Raw genomic sequence first — 17,273 nt, forward strand, 5'->3', positions numbered from 1 at the left:
GGGCCGGCGTAGGGCGCGTCGGCGTCCTCCTCGGGAGTGGTCACAGCGCGGCCGCGAGCGCCCGGCCGGCGACCCGGCCGGAGAAGATGCAGCCGCCGAGGAAGGTGCCCTCCAGCGAGCGGTAGCCGTGCATGCCGCCCCCGCCGAACCCGGCGACCTCCCCGGCGGCGTAGAGCCCCGGGAACGGCGCGCCCCCGGCGCGCAGCACCCGGGCGGAGAGGTCGGTCTCCAGCCCACCGAGGGACTTGCGGGTGAGCAGGTTGAGCCGGACGGCGATGAGCGGGCCGGCGTCGGGGTCGAGGAGCCGGTGCGGCTGGGCGACCCGGATCAGCTTGTCGCCGAGGAACGTGCGCGCCTGCCGGATCGCGGTGACCTGCATGTCCTTGGTGAAGCGGTGGGCGATCTCGCGGTCCCGGGCGACGACCTCGCGCTCGACGGTGGCCAGGTCCAGGTGCGGGGTGTCGCCGGTGGCCCGGTTCATCCCGGCGACCAGCTCGGGCAGCGTGCGGGCGACGACGAAGTCCTCGCCGGCGTCCAGGAACGCCTGCACCGGGGCGGCCGCGCCGCTCTTCACCCGGCTGAGCAGCAGCTTGAGGTCCTTGTTGGTGAGGTCCGGGTTCTGCTCGGAGCCGGACAGGGTGAACTCCTTCTCGATGATCTTCTGGGTGAGCAGGAACCAGGTGTGCTCGTGACCGGTCGTGCCGATGTGCGCGAGCGTGCCCAGGGTGTCGAAGCCGGGGAACAGCGGCACCGGCAGCCGGGTGCCGGTCGCGTCCAGCCACAGCGAGCTCGGCCCGGGCAGGATCCGGATGCCGTGCCGGGCCCAGATCGGTGAGTGGTTGGCGATGCCCTCGGTGTAGTGCCACATCCGGTCGGGGTTGATCACCCGGCCGCCGGCGTCCTCGGCGATCTGCAGCATCCGGCCGTCGACGTGGGCCGGGACCCCGGACAGCAGCCGCTGCGGCACCGGGCCCAGCCGGGCCGGCCAGTTCTTGCGGACCAGGTCGTGGTTGCCGCCGATCCCCCCGGAGGTGACGACGACGGCCTGCGCGGTGAGCTCGAACTCGCCCACCTCGACCCGGCTGCTCGCCGTCCCGCGCGCGGCATCGCTGGCCTCCAGCACCGCCCCCCGGACGCCGGTGACGACCCCGTCGGTGACGACCAGGCCGTCGACCCGGTGCCGGTGGCGGACGTCGACCAGCCCGCGGGCGACGGCGTCGGCGACCGGGCGGGCGAAGGGCGCGACGACGCCCGGCCCGGTGCCCCAGGTGACGTGGAAGCGCGGTACCGAGTTGCCGTGCCCGGTGGCCGTGTAGCCACCGCGCTCGGCCCAGCCGACCACCGGGAAGAACCGGACGCCCTGGGCGTGCAGCCAGGCCCGCTTCTCCCCCGCGGCGAACTGCAGGTACGCCTCCGCCCAGCGGCGCGGCCAGTGGTCCTCCTCGCGGTCGAACCCCGCGCTGCCGAACCAGTCCTGGCGGGCGAGCTCCAGGGAGTCGTGGACCCGGAGCCGGCGCTGCTCCGGGCTGTCGACCAGGAACAGCCCGCCGAAGGACCAGTGGGCCTGCCCACCGAGGGAGGCCGCGGGCTCCTGCTCGACCAGCAGGACCCGCTTCCCGGCGTCGGCCAGCTCCGCGGTGGCGACCAGTCCGGCCAGCCCCGCCCCCACCACGATGACGTCAGCGTCCGGGTCCCTCTGCGCACTGCCCACGGCGGGGACGCTAGCGGGCGCGGCGGACCCCGGTGGCGACCTGCCGTCGTCGGCCCGGTCGCGTCCATGCCCGCACCGGCCGCCGGGACGCCAGCGACAGGGCACCGATCGGGCCGACCAGCAGCAGCAGCGCCCACCCCACGGCCTCCCCGCCGCCGAGGAGGGCGAAGAAGCCGGCCAGGCCCAGCAGCCCGAGCAGCGGCAGCACCGAGAAGACGACGAGCACCGTCGACCCGCTGGTCCACCGGGTCGGCGCGCGGCCGCGCAGCACCAGCACGGCGCCGGCCAGCGCCCCTGCGGCCAGCACGAGCGGGCCGAGCAGGTACCAGCCCCAACCGGGGTCGGCGTCCCAGAGCAGCCAGCCGAGGTAGCCGTCCTCGACGGCGACGAGGAGCCCGAAGACCGCCGCGAACGGCGCCTGCAGCGGTCGGGACAGGGCGGCCGGCGCGCGGGTGGACCCGCGGCCGAGGGGCCGGCGGGACGCGGTCGGGGCAGCTCGGGGACTGCGACGTTGGACGGACGACGTCATGACCCGCAGGCTAGGGACGGCGCCTCGGACCCCGCTGGCTGCCGGCTGGGAGCCCGCTGGGTGCGCTGCCGCGCCGCGCGGCGACCCACCGCCGGACGCCGGGCAGCGCGCAGAGCAGCGCCGCGACCGCCGGGACGACCGCCATCACCGCGAGCTCGACCGTCGTGCTCCCACTGGTGCCCACCACCAGCAGGAACACCGCGATCGCGGCCGCGGGCAGCAGCAGCGCCAGCCACGACCGGCCGGTCAGCAGCAGCGCCGCGCCGGCGACCAGGGCGACCATGAGCAGCAGCGGGACGGTGACCACCACCCAGCCGCCGTCGCCGAACTGCCCGTCGGAGAACGCCAGCGCGATCAGCTCGAACAGCCCCACGCCCAGCACGGTGAGCAGCGCGAGCAGGGCGGCGACGAACGCGACGGCCGGTGGGCGGCGACGCACGGGTGCGGACATGTCGCGCAACCCAGGGCGTCCTCCCGGCCGGGGTGGTCCGGCGCGCTCAGACAACCGGTTCGGGCTGGCGGCCCGAGCTGCGCCGCCAGGAGGCGTGCAGCCCGGCGTACGGGCCCGGCGCGTCGACCAGGTCGGCGTGCCGGCCGCGCTGGACCACCCGACCGGCGTCGACGACGAGCACCTCGTCGGCCCGTTCGGCGGTGGAGAGCCGGTGGGCGATGGTGAGCGTGGTCCGCCCGTCGGTCAGCGCGTCCAGCGCCCGGGTCAGCCGCATCTCGGTGGCCGGGTCGACCGCGCTGGTGGCCTCGTCGAGCACCAGCAGGTCGGGGTCGGCGACGTAGGCGCGGGCCACGGCGACCAGCTGCCGCTCACCCGCGGACAGCGACTCACCGCGCTGGCCGACCGGGGTGCGGACGCCGTCGGACAGGCCGCGCAGCCAGTCGCCGAGGCCGAGCTCGTCGAAGGCTGCGGTGATCTCCGCGTCGGTCAGCGCGGGCCGGCCGTAGCGGACGTTGTCGGCGATCGAGGCGTCGAAGAGGAAGCCGTCCTGCGGCACCATCACCACCCGCTCGCGCAGCGAGGCGAAGGCGACCTCGGTCAGCGGGACCCCGCCGACCAGCACCCGACCCTCGGTGGGGTCCATCAGCCGGGTGACCAGCTTGGCGAACGTCGTCTTGCCCGACCCGGTCTCCCCCACGATCGCCACCCGGGTGCGGGGTGCGATGGCGAGGTCGACGCCGTCGAGGGCCTTGCGGGCGCCGGGCGCGTAGCCGAAGCCGACGTGGTCGAACCGGACGTCGAGCGGACCCGGCGGCAGCCCGCGGGCGTGCTCGGGGTCGGCGACGGCCGGGTCCTGCACGTCGGGCTCGGTGTCCAGGACGTCGAGCACCCGGCGGAACCCGGCGACGGCGTTCTGCGCCTCGTTGAGCACCTCGCTGGCGGTCTGCACCGGCGCGACGAAGAGGGTGACGAGGAAGAGGAACGCGACCAGCGTGCCGGCCGAGATGTGCCCGCCGATGCCGAGCCAGACGCCGACCACGACGACCGCGGCGTTGGCCACGGCGGCGACGAACTCGCCGCTGACGTAGACCGCCGCCGTCGTCTTCTGCGCGTCGACCGAGGCCCGGTAGTGCCGGTCGATGGCGCGGTCGAGCCGGGCCGCCGTCCGGGCGCGGATGCCGTACGCGCGCACCGTCGGGGCGCCGACGACGGACTCGCCGACCGCGGCGAGGACGTCACCGATCCGCTCGCGCACCAGCCCGTAGACGGTGGCGAGCCTGCGGGCGAAGAACTTCACCGCGACGCCCAGCGGGATGAAGCAGACCAGCACCAGCAGGGTCAGCTGCCAGGAGTAGACCGCCATGACGACGGTGGCGACGACGAGCTGGCCGAGGCTGACCAGGCCGAGCACCCCGCCCCACTGCATGAAGACCGAGAGCTGGTCGACGTCGCTGGTGACCCGGGAGACCAGCGACCCGCGGCGCTGACCCTGCTGGTGCAGCACCGACAGGTCGTGGACGTGCCGGAAGGCGCGCACCCGGAGCCCGGCCAGCGCCGTCTCGGTGGTGCGGAACAGCCGGACGTTCATCCGGTACACCGCGACGCCGGTGACCAGCACGACGACGGCGCAGATCGCCACCAGCTCGCGGACCAGGCCGATGTCGGGCCCACCGGGGGCGCCGAGCCCGCGGTCGAGGGTCTGCTGGACGGCGATCGGGACGACGACCCGGCCGGCGGTGGCGACCAGCGCGAGCAGGAAGGTCAGCGGGAGGCCGTGGCGGAACTCCGGCATCATCCGCAGGCCGCGCCGCAGCGTGGCGGTGGCGCTCTCGGCACCGCGGTCCTTCGGCAGCACCGGCTGCTCCTCGGGCGCGGTCACGCCTGCGCCCCGGCGGTCTCGCGCTCGGCTGCATCGGCCTCGGGCGGCTGGTAGGCGCGGACGAGCCGGGCGTAGCCGGGGACCTGGGCGAGCAGCTCCTCGTGGGCGCCCCGGGCGACCAGCCGGCCGTTCTCGATCCAGACGACCTCGTCGGCCAGCGCGATGGTGGCCTGCCGGTAGGCGACGACCACGACGGTGGCCGGGTGGTCGGTGGCCCGCAGGGCGTCGAGGATGCGGGCCTCCACCGACGGGTCGACCGCGCTGGTGGCGTCGTCGAGGACGAGCAGCCGTGGGTGCCGGATCACCGCCCGGGCGATGGCCAGCCGTTGGCGCTGACCACCGGAGAGGCTGGCACCGCGCTCGCCGACGTGGGTGTCCAGCCCCCCGGGCAGCCGGGCGACGAAGTCCTCGGCGGCAGCCGTGCGCAGTGCCTCGTGCACCTGCTCGTCGGTGAAGTCGCCGCCGAGGGTGACGTTGTCGCGGACGGTGTCGTCGAACAGGAACGTCGACTGGGCGACGAAGGCGACCTGGCTGCTGACCTCGCCCTCGCGCAGGGTGCGCAGGTCGACGCCGTCGAGCTCGACGGTGCCCCGGTCGGGGTCCACCAGCCGGACGAGCAGCCCGGCCAGGGTCGACTTGCCCGAGCCGGTGGGGCCGACGACCGCCAGGGTGCGGCCGGCGGCGACGTCGAAGGTGATGCCCTGCAGCGTCGGCCGGGGCGCGCCCTCGTGGCGGAACTCGACGCCGCGGAGGGCGACCGTGGCGCCGGTCTCCCCGGTGGGGGCGGCGTCCGGGCCGTGCGGGATCTCCCCGGTGGCCTGCAGCACCGGGGTGACCCGGTCGAAGCCGGCCATCGCGCGCGGCAGGTCGGCGAGCACCCAGCCGATGGCCCGGATGGGCAGGGCGAGCAGGGTGAACAGGTAGGCGATGGAGACCAGGTCGCCGGCCTGGGTGGCGCCGTCGGCGACCCGTTCGGCGCCGACCAGCAGGACGGCGAGGGTGCCCAGGTTGGGCAGCGCCTCCATCATCGGGTCGAACAGGCCGCGGACCCGGCCGACGGCGACCAGGCCGTCGCGCAGCTCGTCGGCCTTGACCGCGAAGCGCCGGGCCTCGTCGTCCTCCCGGCCCAGGGTCTTGACGACCAGGGCGGCGTCGAAGCTCTCGTGCGCGATCTCGGAGACCTCGGCGCGCAGCTGCTGGGCGCGCTCCATCCGGGGCGACATCACCTGGCTGTAGACGGCGTTGATCACGAACACCAGCGGGAAGACCACCAGCCCCACGACGGCGAGCAGCGGGTCGGTGAGGACGAGCGCGACCACGGTGATCGCCACCATGACCAGCGCGCCGCAGGCGAAGGGCAGCGGGGCGACGAAGAACCAGCTGGCCTCGACGTCGGAGTTCGCGTTGGACAGCAGCTGCCCGGTGGGGTGCCGCTGGTGCCAGGACAGCGGCAGCCGGAGGTACTGGCCGGTGACCCGGCGGCGGTAGTCGGCCATCAGCCGGTAGCTCATGATCCCGGCGAACAGCCGCCGGCCGATGATGCCGACGATCTTGAGGACGGCGACGACGAGGATCGCCAGCGCGGCGAGGCCCAGTGCCGCACCGGTGGTCGCGCCGTCGTCGAAGGACGGCAGCAGCACGCGGTCGGTGATGCCCCCGATGACGTAGGCGCTCGCCACGGTCATGCCGGCGTACAGGCTGCTGCCGAGGAGGGCGAGGGTGAACATGGCGCGCTGCTCGGAGACGGCCCGGCCGATGTGGCGGAGTCCGCGCCGGACCACGGCGTCTCTGCGGCGCGGCACAGGTGTCCTCCTCAGCTGGTACGAGCGGTGTGCACGACCCTACCCGCGCTCCTTACCCCGTCTAACGGATTAGCCGCGGCGGGTGCTGAGGGCCACCTCGACCGCGGCGACTGGGCGCCCGGGCCGCGTTAGCCTCGAGGCGTGCCGACCTCCGCCGTGCCCGTGTCGCAGTCGGAGCGGGCGGCGCTCGCCGACCTGCTGGAGCACCTGGGACCGGACCAGCCGACGTGTTGCGAGGGCTGGACGACCCGGGACATGGCCACGCACCTGGTGGTCCGGGACCGGCGGCCCGACGCCGGCCCCGGGCTGGTGCTGGGCGGGCCGTTCACCGCGTGGACCTCCCGGGTGCACGACCGCACCCGGTCGGCGCGCCCGTTCGGCGTGCTGGTGGCCGAGCTGCGGTCCGGCCCGCCGGCGTGGGCGCCGACGGCGTGGCCCGTGGTCGACCGCCTGCTGAACACCGCGGAGATGGTCATCCACCACGAGGACGTCCGGCGGGCCCAGCCCGGCTGGGCGCCGCGCGACCTGCCCCGGTCGGTGCAGGACCAGCTGTGGCGGTCGGTGCCGCTGCTGGCCCGCGGCCGGGCGGCGACCAGCACGGCCGGCGGCCTGTTCGTACGGCGCAGCGACGTGCCGGACGGGGCGCCCGGCAGCGAGCGGCGACTGCGCGACGAGCAGCCGACGACGACGGTCATCGGCGCCCCGCTCGAGGTGCTGCTCTGGGTGAGCGGCCGGGCGACGGTCGCCTGCGTGGACCTCACCGTCGAGTAGCCGCCCCGCGCCGGCGATGAGTTCGGCGTCGATGAGTTCGCCGTCGCGGGCAGGTCCTGCTGGGCATGGACGCGACGAACCTCGCCGAGCTGTACGGGACACCGCTGGTCGACTGGGCCCAGGTCGAGGGGCGGCTGTCCCGCGGGCTGTCGCAGGCGCCCGGGTCGGCCGGGCCGGGGCGGCACACCTGCTGGCTGGCGACCTCCAACGCCGACGGCACGCCGCACCTGACCGGCATCGGCGCCCTGTGGACGTCCCGCACCTTCTGGTTCGAGACCGGCACGACCACCCGCAAGGGCAGGAACCTGGCGCGCGACCCGCGGTGCTCGCTGAGCGTGGCGACCGACGAGACCGACCTCGTCGTCGACGGGACCGCCACGCGGGTGGACGACCCGGCGTTGGTCGCCGAGCTGGCCGGCCTGTGGGCCGCCGACGGCTGGCCGGCGCGCGTCGACGCGACGGGCACGGGCGCTGACGGCGGAGTCCAGCGCTCCCTCGGCGGGGCCGCCACCGTGGCACGTCCACCGCATCGAGGTCCGGCAGGCCACGGCGCTGCTCACCGTCGACCCCGGCGGGGCCACCCCCGCTGGCGGTTCTGAGCAGGCGGGAGATGGCTGCCGTGCGGCGGGCTCTGCGCCGCCGTCGCCGGGCACCGGTGACCTGTGTCCGGCCAGGGCCCCGGCGCCCGTCGGCGAGCCGGTCCTCCGGGGCCGGGAGACCGGGTCCTCACGACCCGTGCCCGACCTGCGGCTGCGTCCGCTGACCCGCGCGTCAGAAGGGCGGCGGGGCGTCCGCCCCGACGCCGGCCGGTGGTGCGGCGGCGCCGGCCGACGCAGGCGCCCTGGCCGGTGGTGGCGCTGCGTCGCCGCGTCCCGACTCGAGCACCGAGTCGGAGTCCCGGGTCAGCGTCGCCAGTTGCCCGTGGTCAACCCGACCAGGTCAGCCCAGCGGGTGGTCGGTCTCCTGCCGGACGGGCACCCCGGCGGCGGCGAGCCCCGCCTTGACGTCGCCGACCCGCAGCTGGCCGAAGTGGAAGACGCTGGCGGCGAGCACCGCATCGGCACCGGCATCGACCGCGGGCGGGAAGTGCTCGACCGCGCCCGCTCCCCCGCTGGCGATGAGCGGCACGCTGACCTCGCGGCGCACGGCCCGGATGAGGTCGGTGTCGAAGCCGGCCCGGGTGCCGTCGGCGTCCATCGAGTTGAGCAGCACCTCGCCGACGCCGAGCTCGGCGGCCTGCACCACCCACTCGACGGCGTCCCGGCCGGTGCCGCGCCGCCCGCCGTGGGTGGTGATCTCGAAGCCGGAGTCGGTGACCGCGCCGTCGCGCACCCGCCGCGCGTCCAGCGACAGCACCAGCACCTGGTTGCCGTAGCGGTGCGCGATCTCGGCGATCAGCTCCGGCCGGGCGACGGCGGCGGTGTTCACCGCGACCTTGTCCGCGCCGGCGCGGAGCAGCTTGTCGACGTCGTCGACGGTGCGCACCCCGCCGCCGACGGTCAGCGGGATGAAGACGCTCTCGGCGGTGCGCCGGACGACGTCGTAGGTCGTCTCGCGGGAGCCGGAGCTGGCGGTGATGTCGAGGAAGGTGAGCTCGTCGGCGCCCTCGGCGTCGTAGACCCTCGCCATCTCGACCGGGTCGCCGGCGTCGACCAGGTCGACGAAGTTCACGCCCTTGACCACCCGGCCGGCGTCGACGTCCAGGCACGGGATCACGCGCACCGCCAGGCTCATGCCCCGGCTCCCCGGACGGCGTCCGCCTCGACCTCGACCAGCATGTCCGGGTGCAGCAGGGCAGCCACCCCGATCATGGCGGTGGCCGGCCGGACGGCGCCGAACACCTCACCGTGCGCCCGCCCGACCTCCTCCCAGCGGCTGGTGTCGGTGACGTACATGCGCGTGCGGACGACGTCGGCGGCCGAGAAGCCGGCACTCTCCAGCGCGGTCACGAGCACCGACATCGCCACCCGCGCCTGCGCGCCCACGTCACCGATGTGCACGACCGCGCCGTCGACGGTCGCCGTGCAGCCGCTCACCCACGCCTGGTCGCCGACCGCGACCACGCGGCTGTAGCCGACGACGTCCTCCCATGGACCGCCCGAGCCCAGCCGCAGCGCCGTCATGCCAGCTCCTGGGTGACGGCCAGGGCCTCGGGCAGCGTGAACTGCCCGGCGTACAGCGCCTTGCCGACGATCGCGCCCTCGACGCCGATCCCGGACAGCCCGGCGAGGGTCCGGACGTCGTCCAGCGAGCTCACCCCGCCGGAGGCGACGACCGGCCGCGGGGTGGCGGCGCAGACCTCGCGCAGCAGGTCCAGGTTCGGACCGCGCAGCGTGCCGTCCTTGGTGATGTCGGTGACCACGTAGCGGGCGCAGCCCTCGGCGTCCAGGCGGGCCAGCGTCTCGTACAGCTCCCCGCCCTCCTTGGTCCAGCCACGCGCGGCGAGCCGGGTGCCGCGCACGTCGAGGCCGACGGCGATCCGGTCACCGTGCTCGGCGATCGCCCGTGCGCACCACTCCGGCGACTCCAGCGCCGCGGTGCCGAGGTTGACCCGCCGGCAGCCGGTGGCCAGCGCGGCGGTCAGCGACTCGTCGTCGCGGATGCCGCCGGACAGCTCGACGTCGACGTCGAGGGCGCCGACCACCGAGGCGAGCAGCTCCCGGTTCGACCCCCGGCCGAAGGCGGCGTCGAGGTCGACCAGGTGCACCCACTCGGCGCCGTCGCGCTGCCAGGCCAGCGCCGCCTCGAGCGGGTCGCCGTAGGAGGTCTCGCTGCCGGCCTCGCCCTGCACCAGGCGGACGGCGAGACCGTCGGCGACGTCGACGGCGGGGAGCAGCTGCAGCTTCGGCACGACCCAAGCCTAGGGAAGCCCTCCGACCGGGCTGTCGGACCGCTCCGGCAGGCTGCTCGCATGGAGTTCAGGGACGTCGTCCGGAAGCGGCACATGGTGCGCGACTACGACCCCGACCGGCCGGTCCCGGCCGAGATCCGCGAGCGGCTGCTGGAGCACGCGATCCGCGCGCCCTCGGCCGGCTTCAGCCAGGGCTGGGCGTTCCTGGTGCTGGAGTCCCCCGACGACCGCGAGCGGTTCTGGCAGTCCTCGACCTCACCGGAGCAGGCCGCGCGCATGGACGACTGGCTCGGGCGCATGCGCCGGGCTCCGCTGCTGGTCGTCCCGTTGTCGCACAAGCAGGCCTATCTCGACCGCTACGCCGAGCCCGACAAGGGAGCGACCGACCGGGACGAGTCGCGGTGGCCGGTCCCCTACTGGGACGTCGACACCGGCATGGCCGCGCTGCTCATCCTGCTCACCGTCGTGGACGAGGGCCTGGCCGCCTGCTTCTTCGGGGTGGAGCCGGACAGGCACGGCCCGTTCCGGCAGGCGTTCGACGTGCCGGAGGGGTACACGCCGATCGGCTGCATCTCGGTCGGCTACGAGGGCAGCGAGGACAAGCGGTCGCCCTCGCTCAAGCGCGGACGGCGCGGAGTCGAGGAGGTCGTGCACCGCGGTCGGTGGTGACTGGTTGACTCAGCGGGTGACCGACGTGAACAGCTCCCGCGCCGTCCTGGTGACCGGCGCCTCCCGCGGCATCGGCCGCGCCATCGCCCTGGCCTTCGCCGCGCAGGGCGACCGGGTGGCGGTGCACTGGGGCGGGTCGCGGGAGCGGGCCGAGCAGGTCCTCGCGGAGCTGCCCGGCGACGGCCACGTCCTCGTGCAGGCCGACCTCGCCGACCCCGAAGCCGTGGGCCGGATGGTCGACGAGGCCGCCGCGCAGCTGGGCGGGCTGGACGTGCTGGTCAACAACGCGGGCGTGTTCACCGCCCATCCGCCGCTGGAGACCAGCTACCAGGACTGGCAGCAGGCCTGGACGACGACGCTGGCGGTCAACCTGCTGGGTCCGGCCAACGCCACGTTCCGCGCGCTCCCCCACCTGGTCGCCGCCGGCGGCGGGGTGGTCGTCAACGTCTCCAGCCGGGGCGCCTTCCGCGGGGAGCCGGCCAACCCGGCCTACGGCGCCTCCAAGGCCGGGCTCAACGCGTTCGGCCAGTCGATGGCGCTCGCGCTGGCACCGCACGGCATCGCGGTGGGCACCGTGGCGCCGGGCTTCGTGCAGACCGAGATGGCCCGGGAGGTGCTCGACGGCCCCGGCGGGGACGCCGTCCGGGCGCAGTCGCCCTACGGCCGGGTGGCCCACCCCGAGGAGGTGGCCTCGGCGGTGCTCTGGCTCGCGAGCCCCGGCGCCCGCTTCTCCACCGGCACGATCATCGACGTCAACGGGGCCAGCTACCTGCGCTCCTGAGGCGTCCGGGACGTCGCCAGGAACAGCCGGCCGGTGGGGTCGGTGCGTGCCAACGGCGAGCTGCTGGACGTGGTCGAACGCCAGCCGGCGCTGGACTCGCCCGCCGGTGCGTCGACCGGAGCGGGGGCCGGCGGCTGCAGCACCACGACGCTCAGCGCCGCGAGCGCCCCGAGGAGGAGCAGGGCGAGCCCGAGCAGACGACCAGCACGCACCGGGGACCTCCGGGAGGCGACAGCCGGATCACCCTGGGGTGGGCCGGCCGTCGCCCGGGGGCGGTGCTCAGTCCAGCGTGTCGAGCCAGTTGGTCAGCAGCTGGGCGCCGGCGTCGCCGCTCTTCTCGGGGTGGAACTGGGTCGCCGACAGCGGCCCGTTCTCGACCCCGGCGACGAACCGGTCACCGTGCTCGGCCCAGGTGACTGCCGGCGGCGTCAGCCGGCCGGTGACCCCGGGCTCGGCGAGCGGGAACTCGCGGACCCCGTAGGAGTGCACGAAGTAGAAGCGCTGGTCGGCCAGCCCGGCGAACAGCGTGGAGTCCTCCGGCGCCTGCACGGTGTTCCAGCCCATGTGCGGCAGCACGGGGGCCTGCAGCTGCTCGACGACGCCGGGCCACTCGCCGCAGCCCTCGGAGTCCTGGCCGTGCTCCACGCCGCGCTCGAACAGCACCTGCATGCCCACGCAGATGCCGAGCACCGGGCGCCCGCCGGCCAGCCGCCGACCGATGACCTTGGGGCCGTCGACGGCGCGCAGGCCGTCCATGCAGGCGGCGTAGGCGCCCACCCCGGGCACGACGAGACCGTCGGCCTCCAGGGCGGCGTGCGGGTCGTCGGTGACCGTGACGTCGGCGCCGACACGGGCCAGCGCCCGCTCGGCCGAGCGCAGGTTGCCCGATCCGTAGTCCAGCACGACGACCTTCTTCACAGCTGCCACGCTACCCATCAGCCGCGGAGGGGCCCGGACTGTTCCCGGGCGGCAGCACCAGCTCCCCGACCACCTCGCCGAACAGCTCCTCACCGGTCGGCCGGAAGCCCAGCCGCAGGTAGAAGCCCTCGGGGCCGTGCGGGTGCCGTTCCCACAGCACGGTGATCCGGTCGTTCCCGCGGCGCCGGGCCTCCTCGGACACCGCCTGGACGGCGAACCGGCCGACGCCCAGCCCCTGCCCGTCGGCGGCCACGTCGAGCCGCCAGGCCGCAGCGGAACGCCTCGATCTCGTTGTCCGGGTCGAAGGCGCCCATGACGAAGCCGAGCACCTCGTCGTCGGTGCCGAGCACCAGCCGGGGCCAGGCGACGTCCGGGCTGGCGTAGGCCTCGGCGAGCGAGACGGCGACCGGCGCCACGACCCCCTCCTGCTCCGGTCTGATCCGCAACCGGCAGGCAGCGGTGACGTTGTCGGGCGTGACGGTGGCCAGGCGCAGCTCTCCATGCCGGGAGGTTGCCGTACCGGTCCGACAGGTCGGGTCGCCTGCGTGCTCGTCACCAGCCGGGTGACCCACCCGGTCAGCGTCGTCCCGTCCGACGGCCCGGCCGGCCCCCCAGTCCTACGTCAGACCAGGTAGAGGACGCCGGCCACCGACGACAGCAGCGCCGCGACCAGCAGGACGACAGCGAAGGTGACCTGCGGGCCGGTGCGCCCCCGCGTGTCGGAGTCGGCCTTGAAGATGCTGTACGAGCCGCCGAGGAGGAAGCCACCGACGACGAGCAGTGCGACCCCGAAGGTCACAGAGCTCCCTTGGTGGAGGGGACGTCGGTCACCCGCGGGTCCACCGCGACGGCGGTGCGCAGCGCCCGGGCCAGCGCCTTGAACTGCCCCTCGACGATGTGGTGGGCGTCGCGGCCGGCGTAGAGCACCCGCACGTGCAGGCTGATCCGCGCGTTGAACGCGAAGGACTCGAGCACGTGCTTGGTCAGCGACGTCGGGTAGTCCGGGCCGATCATCGGCGTCATGCCCTCGGGCTCGGCGTGCACGAAGTACGGCCGGCCGGACAGGTCGACGGCGGCCTGCACCAGCACCTCGTCCATCGGGATGGTGGCGTCGCCGTAACGGGTGATGCCGCGCTTGTCCCCGAGCGCCTCGGCGAAGGCGTGCCCCAGCGCGATCGCGACGTCCTCGACGGTGTGGTGGGCGTCGATGTGCAGGTCGCCGTCGGCGTGCACGGTCAGGTCGATGCCGCTGTGCTTGGACAGCGCGGTGAGCATGTGGTCGTAGAAGCCGACCCCGGTGGCGACGTCGGCCTTGCCGGTGCCGTCGAGGTCGACCTCGACCACCAGCTTGGTCTCGTTGGTCGCCCGCTCGACGCGTGCGGTGCGGTGCCCAGACAGAGCGGTCATGCCGGTGATCCTCCCAGGCCCGGTGCGGGCGTCCCAGCCACCTCACCCAGCGCGGTGAGGAAGGCGTCGGTCTCCTCCGTCGTCCCGGCGGTGACCCGCAGCCAGCCGGGCAGCCCGACGTCGCGCACGAGCACGCCGCGGTCCAGCAACGCCTGCCACGTGGCGGCGGCGTCGGCGAAGTGTCCGAACAGCACGAAGTTGGCGTCGCTGGGCACGCTGGTCAGCCCCAGCCCGGGGAGCGCGGCGACGATCCGGTCGCGCTCGGCCTTGACCGCGTCGACGGTCGCGAGCAGCTGCTCGGTGTGCGCCAGGGCGGTGCGCGCGGCCGCCTGGGTCAGCGAGCTCAGGTGGTACGGCAGCCGGACCAGCTGCAGCGCGTCGACCACCGCCGGGTCCGCGGCCAGGTAGCCCAGCCGCAGCCCGGCCATGCCGAAGGCCTTGCTCATCGTCCGGCTGACCACCAGCCGCGGGCGGCCGGGCAGCAGGGTCAGCGCGGACGGGGTGCCCGGCCGGACGAACTCGGCGTAGGCCTCGTCGACGACCAGCACGCCGGTCGTCGCCTCGTACAGCGCGGCGATCGTGTCCAGCTCCACCGCGGTGCCGGTCGGGTTGTTAGGGCTGGTCACGAAGACGACGTCGGGCTGCACCTCGCCCACCTGCGCGGTGGCCTTCCCGCGGTCGATGGTGAAGTCGTCCCGGCGGTGGCCGTCGACCCAGGAGGTGCCGGTGCCGACGCTGATGATCGGGTGCATCGAGTACGACGGGGTGAAGCCCAGCGCGGTGCGCCCGGCGCCGCCGAAGGTCTGCAGCACCTGCTGCAGCACCTCGTTGGACCCGTTGGCGGCCCACACCTGCCCCGGCGCGACCGGCTCCCCGCTGCTGCGGGACAGGTACGCCGCCAGGTCCCTGCGCAGCGCGGTGGCGTCGCGGTCGGGATAGCGGTTCAGCCCGGCCGCGGCGTCGGCGAGCGCCACCTGCAGGTCGGCGAGCAGCGCCGCCGGCAGCGGGTGCGGGTTCTCGTTGGTGTTCAGCGCGTACCGGACCGCGAGCTGCGGCGCGCCGTAGGGCGTGCGGCCACGCAGCTCCGGCCGCAGCGGGAGCTCCTCCATCCCCGTCATGCGCGCTGCCGGGCCCGGACGGCGGCGGCGTGCGCCGGCAGGTCCTCGGCGTTCGCCAGGGCGTCGACGTGCCCGGCGACCTCGGCCAGCGCCTGCTCGTCGTACTCGACGACGTGGATGCCGCGCAGGAACGACTGCACGCTCAACCCGCTGGAGTGCCGCGCGCAGCCGCCGGTGGGGAGCACGTGGTTGGAGCCGGCGATGTAGTCGCCGAGGGAGACCGGCGCCCACGGGCCGACGAAGACGGCGCCGGCGTTGCGCACCCGCATCGCCACCTCGCGCGCGTCCCGGGTCTGGATCTCCAGGTGCTCCGCGGCGTAGGCGTCGACGACGGCCAGGCCGGCGTCCACGTCGTCGACCAGGACGACGCCGGACTGGCTGCCGCCCAGCGCGGTGAGGATCCGGTCGCTGTGCTTGGTGGCGGCCACCTGCCCGGGCACCAGGTCCAGCACCGCGTCGGCGAGCTGCTCGCTGGTGGTCACCAGCACCGCCCCGGCCAGCGGGTCGTGCTCGGCCTGGCTGATCAGGTCGGCGGCCACGTGCACGGGGTCGGCGGTGTCGTCGGCCAGCACGGCGACCTCGGTCGGCCCGGCCTCCGAGTCGATCCCGATCAGGCCGCGGAGCAGCCGCTTGGCCGCGGTCGTGTACACGTTGCCGGGCCCGGTGACCATGTCCACGGGGAGGCACGGTCCGGCGCCGTAGCCGAAGACGGCGATCGCCTGCGCCCCGCCGACGGCGTAGACCTCGGTGACGCCGAGCAGCGCGCAGGCGGCCAGCACGCCGGGGTCGGGCAGCCCGCCGTTGTCCCGCTGCGGCGGGCTGCCGACGGCGATCGACTCCACCCCCGCGAGCTGGGCGGGGACGACGTTCATCACCACGGAGCTCAGCAGCGGCGCGAGGCCGCCGGGCACGTAGAGGCCGACCCGCCGGACCGGCACCCAGCGCTCGGTGACCCGGCCGCCGCGGACGACGTCGGTGGTCACGTCGGTGCGGCGCTGGTCGGCGTGCACCTTCCGGACGCGGGCGATCGACTCCTCGAGGGCGGCGCGCACCGCCGGGTCGATCGTGGCCAGCGCCTCGTCGAGCGCGGCCCGGGGCACGGCGATCTCGGGGACGTCGACGCCGTCGAGCCGGGCGGTGATCTCGCGGACCGCCTGCGCCCCCCGGAGCCGGACGTCCTCGCAGATCGGGCGGACGACGGCCAGCACCGAGTCGATGTCGGTCGCGGCGCGGGGCAGCAGCTGCGCGAGCTCACGCGGCCCGGGCAGCGCGGACCCTCGCAGGTCGATGCGGGACAGCACGGAGCACCTCCGGGTGCGAGCGGGAGAACACCCCACGGTAGACGCCCGGATGATCCACCCCTGCTGCCCGTAGGCTCCCGGCGTGGGCAAGGCGGATGGGACCGGCGGTCAGGAGGTCATCCCGCTGTTCCCGCTGGAGACCCCGCTGTTCCCCGGCGTGGTGCTGCCGCTGCACGTCTTCGAGCCGCGCTACCGCCGGCTGGTGGCCGACCTCACCGCCATCCCGGACGGCGCCCAGCGCCGGTTCGGCGTGGTGGCGATCAGGCAGGGCTGGGAGGTCGAGCACGTCGCGCCCGCCGAGGCGCTCTACGACGTGGGCTGCACCGCGGCGCTCCGGATGGTCGCCCCGCAGCGGGACGGCGGCTACCGGGTGGCAGCGGTCGGCGTCGACCGCTTCCGGCTGCTCGACGTGCTGGTGCCGACCCCGGGCGCCGGGGAGGACGAGGCCGGCGAACCGCCCTACCTGCGGGCGCTGGTCGAGTGGCTCGCCGAGGAGGAGGCCGCCGAGGAGGCGGCCGGGGACGTCGACGGGCTGACCGGCGCCGGCACCACGGCCGGCGTGGTCCCCGACGACGTGGCGACCGACGTGGCCCGGGGTTCCCTGGGCCTGCTCGCCGACAACGTGCGCGACCTGTTCGCCCGGTACGTCGCCGACGTGGCCGTGCGCCAGAGCGGCGCCCCCGAGGGGCTGCCCGACGAGGTGCTCGACGCGCTCTCCCCCGACGACCTGCCCGACGACGACGCCGCCGGCGAGGTCGCCGCCACGGCGGCGCTGCTGCGCGAGGTGAGCGACGACGCCCGGGGGCTGTCCTACCTGGTCGCGTCCTCGGCGCTGCTCACCACGGAGGACCGCCAGGCGCTGCTGGCCGAGTCCGCCACCCGCCGACGACTGGCGCTGGAGTCACGGCTGCTGCGGCGTGAGCTGACCCTGCTGCGCGCGCTGGGGGCCGTGCCGGTACCCCTCCGGCAGTTCGCCGGCCCGATGACCGTGAACTGACGAAGGACCTCACGAAGGACCCCCTCGCCCCCCACTCCTCGCACGCTCGGGGCGGGCCCCTGCGAGGGGGCCGGGGTCAGGCCCGTGG

General features: G+C 75.1%; 20 protein-coding genes. 5 read left to right on the forward strand and 15 right to left on the reverse strand.

Annotated elements, in window-relative coordinates; all coding sequences use genetic code 11:
- Positions 1–40: 40 nt before the first annotated feature.
- Genes FHL80_RS22415 through FHL80_RS22435 form a run of 5 tightly spaced genes read right to left on the reverse strand, consistent with a single transcriptional unit; the run spans position 41 to position 6,372 of the window.
- Positions 41–1,711: an FAD-binding dehydrogenase gene (locus tag FHL80_RS22415; protein WP_138735556.1), complete on the reverse strand. Its 1,671-nt coding sequence runs from the start codon at positions 1,709–1,711 to the stop codon at positions 41–43.
- A 10-nt stretch (positions 1,712–1,721) separates the two neighbouring features.
- Entirely contained in the window at positions 1,722–2,240 is a 519-nt protein-coding gene (locus FHL80_RS22420; RefSeq protein ID WP_138735557.1) for a hypothetical protein, read from the reverse strand.
- 10 nt (positions 2,241–2,250) lie between these two features.
- Positions 2,251–2,691, reverse strand: coding sequence for a hypothetical protein (locus FHL80_RS22425; RefSeq protein WP_138735558.1), 441 nt, complete (start codon positions 2,689–2,691; stop codon positions 2,251–2,253).
- A 46-nt stretch (positions 2,692–2,737) separates the two neighbouring features.
- Complete coding sequence (locus tag FHL80_RS22430; RefSeq protein ID WP_138735559.1) at positions 2,738–4,570, reverse strand: ABC transporter ATP-binding protein; 1,833 nt, start codon at positions 4,568–4,570, stop codon at positions 2,738–2,740.
- Positions 4,567–6,372, reverse strand: coding sequence for an ABC transporter ATP-binding protein (locus tag FHL80_RS22435; protein WP_246078884.1), 1,806 nt, complete (start codon positions 6,370–6,372; stop codon positions 4,567–4,569). Before FHL80_RS22435 ends, FHL80_RS22430 begins: the two co-directional genes overlap by 4 nt.
- Before the next feature lie 141 nt (positions 6,373–6,513).
- Between FHL80_RS22435 and FHL80_RS22440 the strand changes: the two genes are divergently transcribed.
- Complete coding sequence (locus tag FHL80_RS22440; RefSeq protein WP_138735560.1) at positions 6,514–7,143, forward strand: TIGR03085 family metal-binding protein; 630 nt, start codon at positions 6,514–6,516, stop codon at positions 7,141–7,143.
- A 65-nt stretch (positions 7,144–7,208) separates the two neighbouring features.
- On the forward strand, positions 7,209–7,742 hold the full coding sequence (locus tag FHL80_RS22445) for a pyridoxamine 5'-phosphate oxidase family protein (protein ID WP_216870964.1): 534 nt from the start codon (positions 7,209–7,211) through the stop codon (positions 7,740–7,742).
- Positions 7,743–8,082: 340 nt separating this feature from the next.
- On the opposite strand, the gene hisF is transcribed toward FHL80_RS22445, so the two are convergent.
- From hisF to priA, 3 genes are read right to left on the reverse strand one after another with little or no spacing between them, the layout of a single operon-like run.
- Positions 8,083–8,877, reverse strand: a complete 795-nt coding sequence (gene hisF, locus FHL80_RS22450) for an imidazole glycerol phosphate synthase subunit HisF (protein ID WP_138735561.1) — start codon at positions 8,875–8,877, stop codon at positions 8,083–8,085.
- A complete protein-coding gene (locus FHL80_RS22455; RefSeq protein ID WP_138735562.1) occupies positions 8,874–9,266 on the reverse strand; it encodes a RidA family protein in 393 nt (130 codons plus the stop codon). The genes hisF and FHL80_RS22455 overlap by 4 nt, the downstream gene beginning before the upstream one ends.
- Positions 9,263–9,994 carry a bifunctional 1-(5-phosphoribosyl)-5-((5-phosphoribosylamino)methylideneamino)imidazole-4-carboxamide isomerase/phosphoribosylanthranilate isomerase PriA gene (priA, locus tag FHL80_RS22460; RefSeq protein ID WP_138735563.1) on the reverse strand — a complete coding sequence of 244 codons (732 nt, stop codon included), beginning with the start codon at positions 9,992–9,994 and terminating at the stop codon, positions 9,263–9,265. The genes FHL80_RS22455 and priA overlap by 4 nt, the downstream gene beginning before the upstream one ends.
- Before the next feature lie 60 nt (positions 9,995–10,054).
- Between priA and FHL80_RS22465 the strand changes: the two genes are divergently transcribed.
- Both FHL80_RS22465 and FHL80_RS22470 read left to right on the forward strand, forming a co-directional pair.
- A complete protein-coding gene (locus FHL80_RS22465) occupies positions 10,055–10,663 on the forward strand; it encodes a nitroreductase family protein (protein WP_138735564.1) in 609 nt (202 codons plus the stop codon).
- A gap of 16 nt (positions 10,664–10,679) precedes the next feature.
- Positions 10,680–11,444, forward strand: coding sequence for an SDR family NAD(P)-dependent oxidoreductase (locus FHL80_RS22470; RefSeq protein WP_138735565.1), 765 nt, complete (start codon positions 10,680–10,682; stop codon positions 11,442–11,444).
- Here the strand turns inward: FHL80_RS22470 and FHL80_RS22475 are convergent.
- The 7 genes from FHL80_RS22475 to hisD form a co-directional block, all read right to left on the reverse strand.
- Positions 11,429–11,656, reverse strand: a complete 228-nt coding sequence (locus tag FHL80_RS22475) for a hypothetical protein (RefSeq protein WP_138735566.1) — start codon at positions 11,654–11,656, stop codon at positions 11,429–11,431. The two genes, FHL80_RS22470 and FHL80_RS22475, sit on opposite strands and share 16 nt — an antisense overlap.
- Positions 11,657–11,723: 67 nt before the next feature.
- The gene (hisH, locus tag FHL80_RS22480; protein WP_138735567.1) at positions 11,724–12,362 is read right to left on the reverse strand and encodes an imidazole glycerol phosphate synthase subunit HisH; all 639 of its coding nucleotides are present in this window, start codon (positions 12,360–12,362) and stop codon (positions 11,724–11,726) included.
- Positions 12,363–12,372: 10 nt separating this feature from the next.
- Positions 12,373–12,615: an N-acetyltransferase gene (locus FHL80_RS25810; RefSeq protein ID WP_216870965.1), complete on the reverse strand. Its 243-nt coding sequence runs from the start codon at positions 12,613–12,615 to the stop codon at positions 12,373–12,375.
- 369 nt (positions 12,616–12,984) lie between these two features.
- Complete coding sequence (locus FHL80_RS25815; RefSeq protein ID WP_216870966.1) at positions 12,985–13,161, reverse strand: hypothetical protein; 177 nt, start codon at positions 13,159–13,161, stop codon at positions 12,985–12,987.
- Entirely contained in the window at positions 13,158–13,769 is a 612-nt protein-coding gene (gene hisB / locus FHL80_RS22490) for an imidazoleglycerol-phosphate dehydratase HisB (RefSeq protein WP_138735568.1), read from the reverse strand. The genes FHL80_RS25815 and hisB overlap by 4 nt, the downstream gene beginning before the upstream one ends.
- A complete protein-coding gene (locus tag FHL80_RS22495) occupies positions 13,766–14,887 on the reverse strand; it encodes a histidinol-phosphate transaminase (protein WP_138735569.1) in 1,122 nt (373 codons plus the stop codon). The genes hisB and FHL80_RS22495 overlap by 4 nt, the downstream gene beginning before the upstream one ends.
- The gene (gene hisD / locus FHL80_RS22500; protein ID WP_138735570.1) at positions 14,884–16,188 is read right to left on the reverse strand and encodes a histidinol dehydrogenase; all 1,305 of its coding nucleotides are present in this window, start codon (positions 16,186–16,188) and stop codon (positions 14,884–14,886) included. Before hisD ends, FHL80_RS22495 begins: the two co-directional genes overlap by 4 nt.
- An 82-nt stretch (positions 16,189–16,270) precedes the next feature.
- Here hisD and FHL80_RS22505 point away from each other — a divergent pair, with 82 nt between their 5' ends.
- Positions 16,271–17,185 (forward strand): LON peptidase substrate-binding domain-containing protein, encoded by a 915-nt coding sequence (locus FHL80_RS22505; RefSeq protein WP_138735571.1) that lies wholly within the window; start codon positions 16,271–16,273, stop codon positions 17,183–17,185.
- Positions 17,186–17,273: the final 88 nt, after the last annotated feature.

The sequence above is a fragment of the Modestobacter excelsi genome (assembly GCF_005930495.1).
Lineage (GTDB): Bacteria > Actinomycetota > Actinomycetes > Mycobacteriales > Geodermatophilaceae > Modestobacter > Modestobacter excelsi.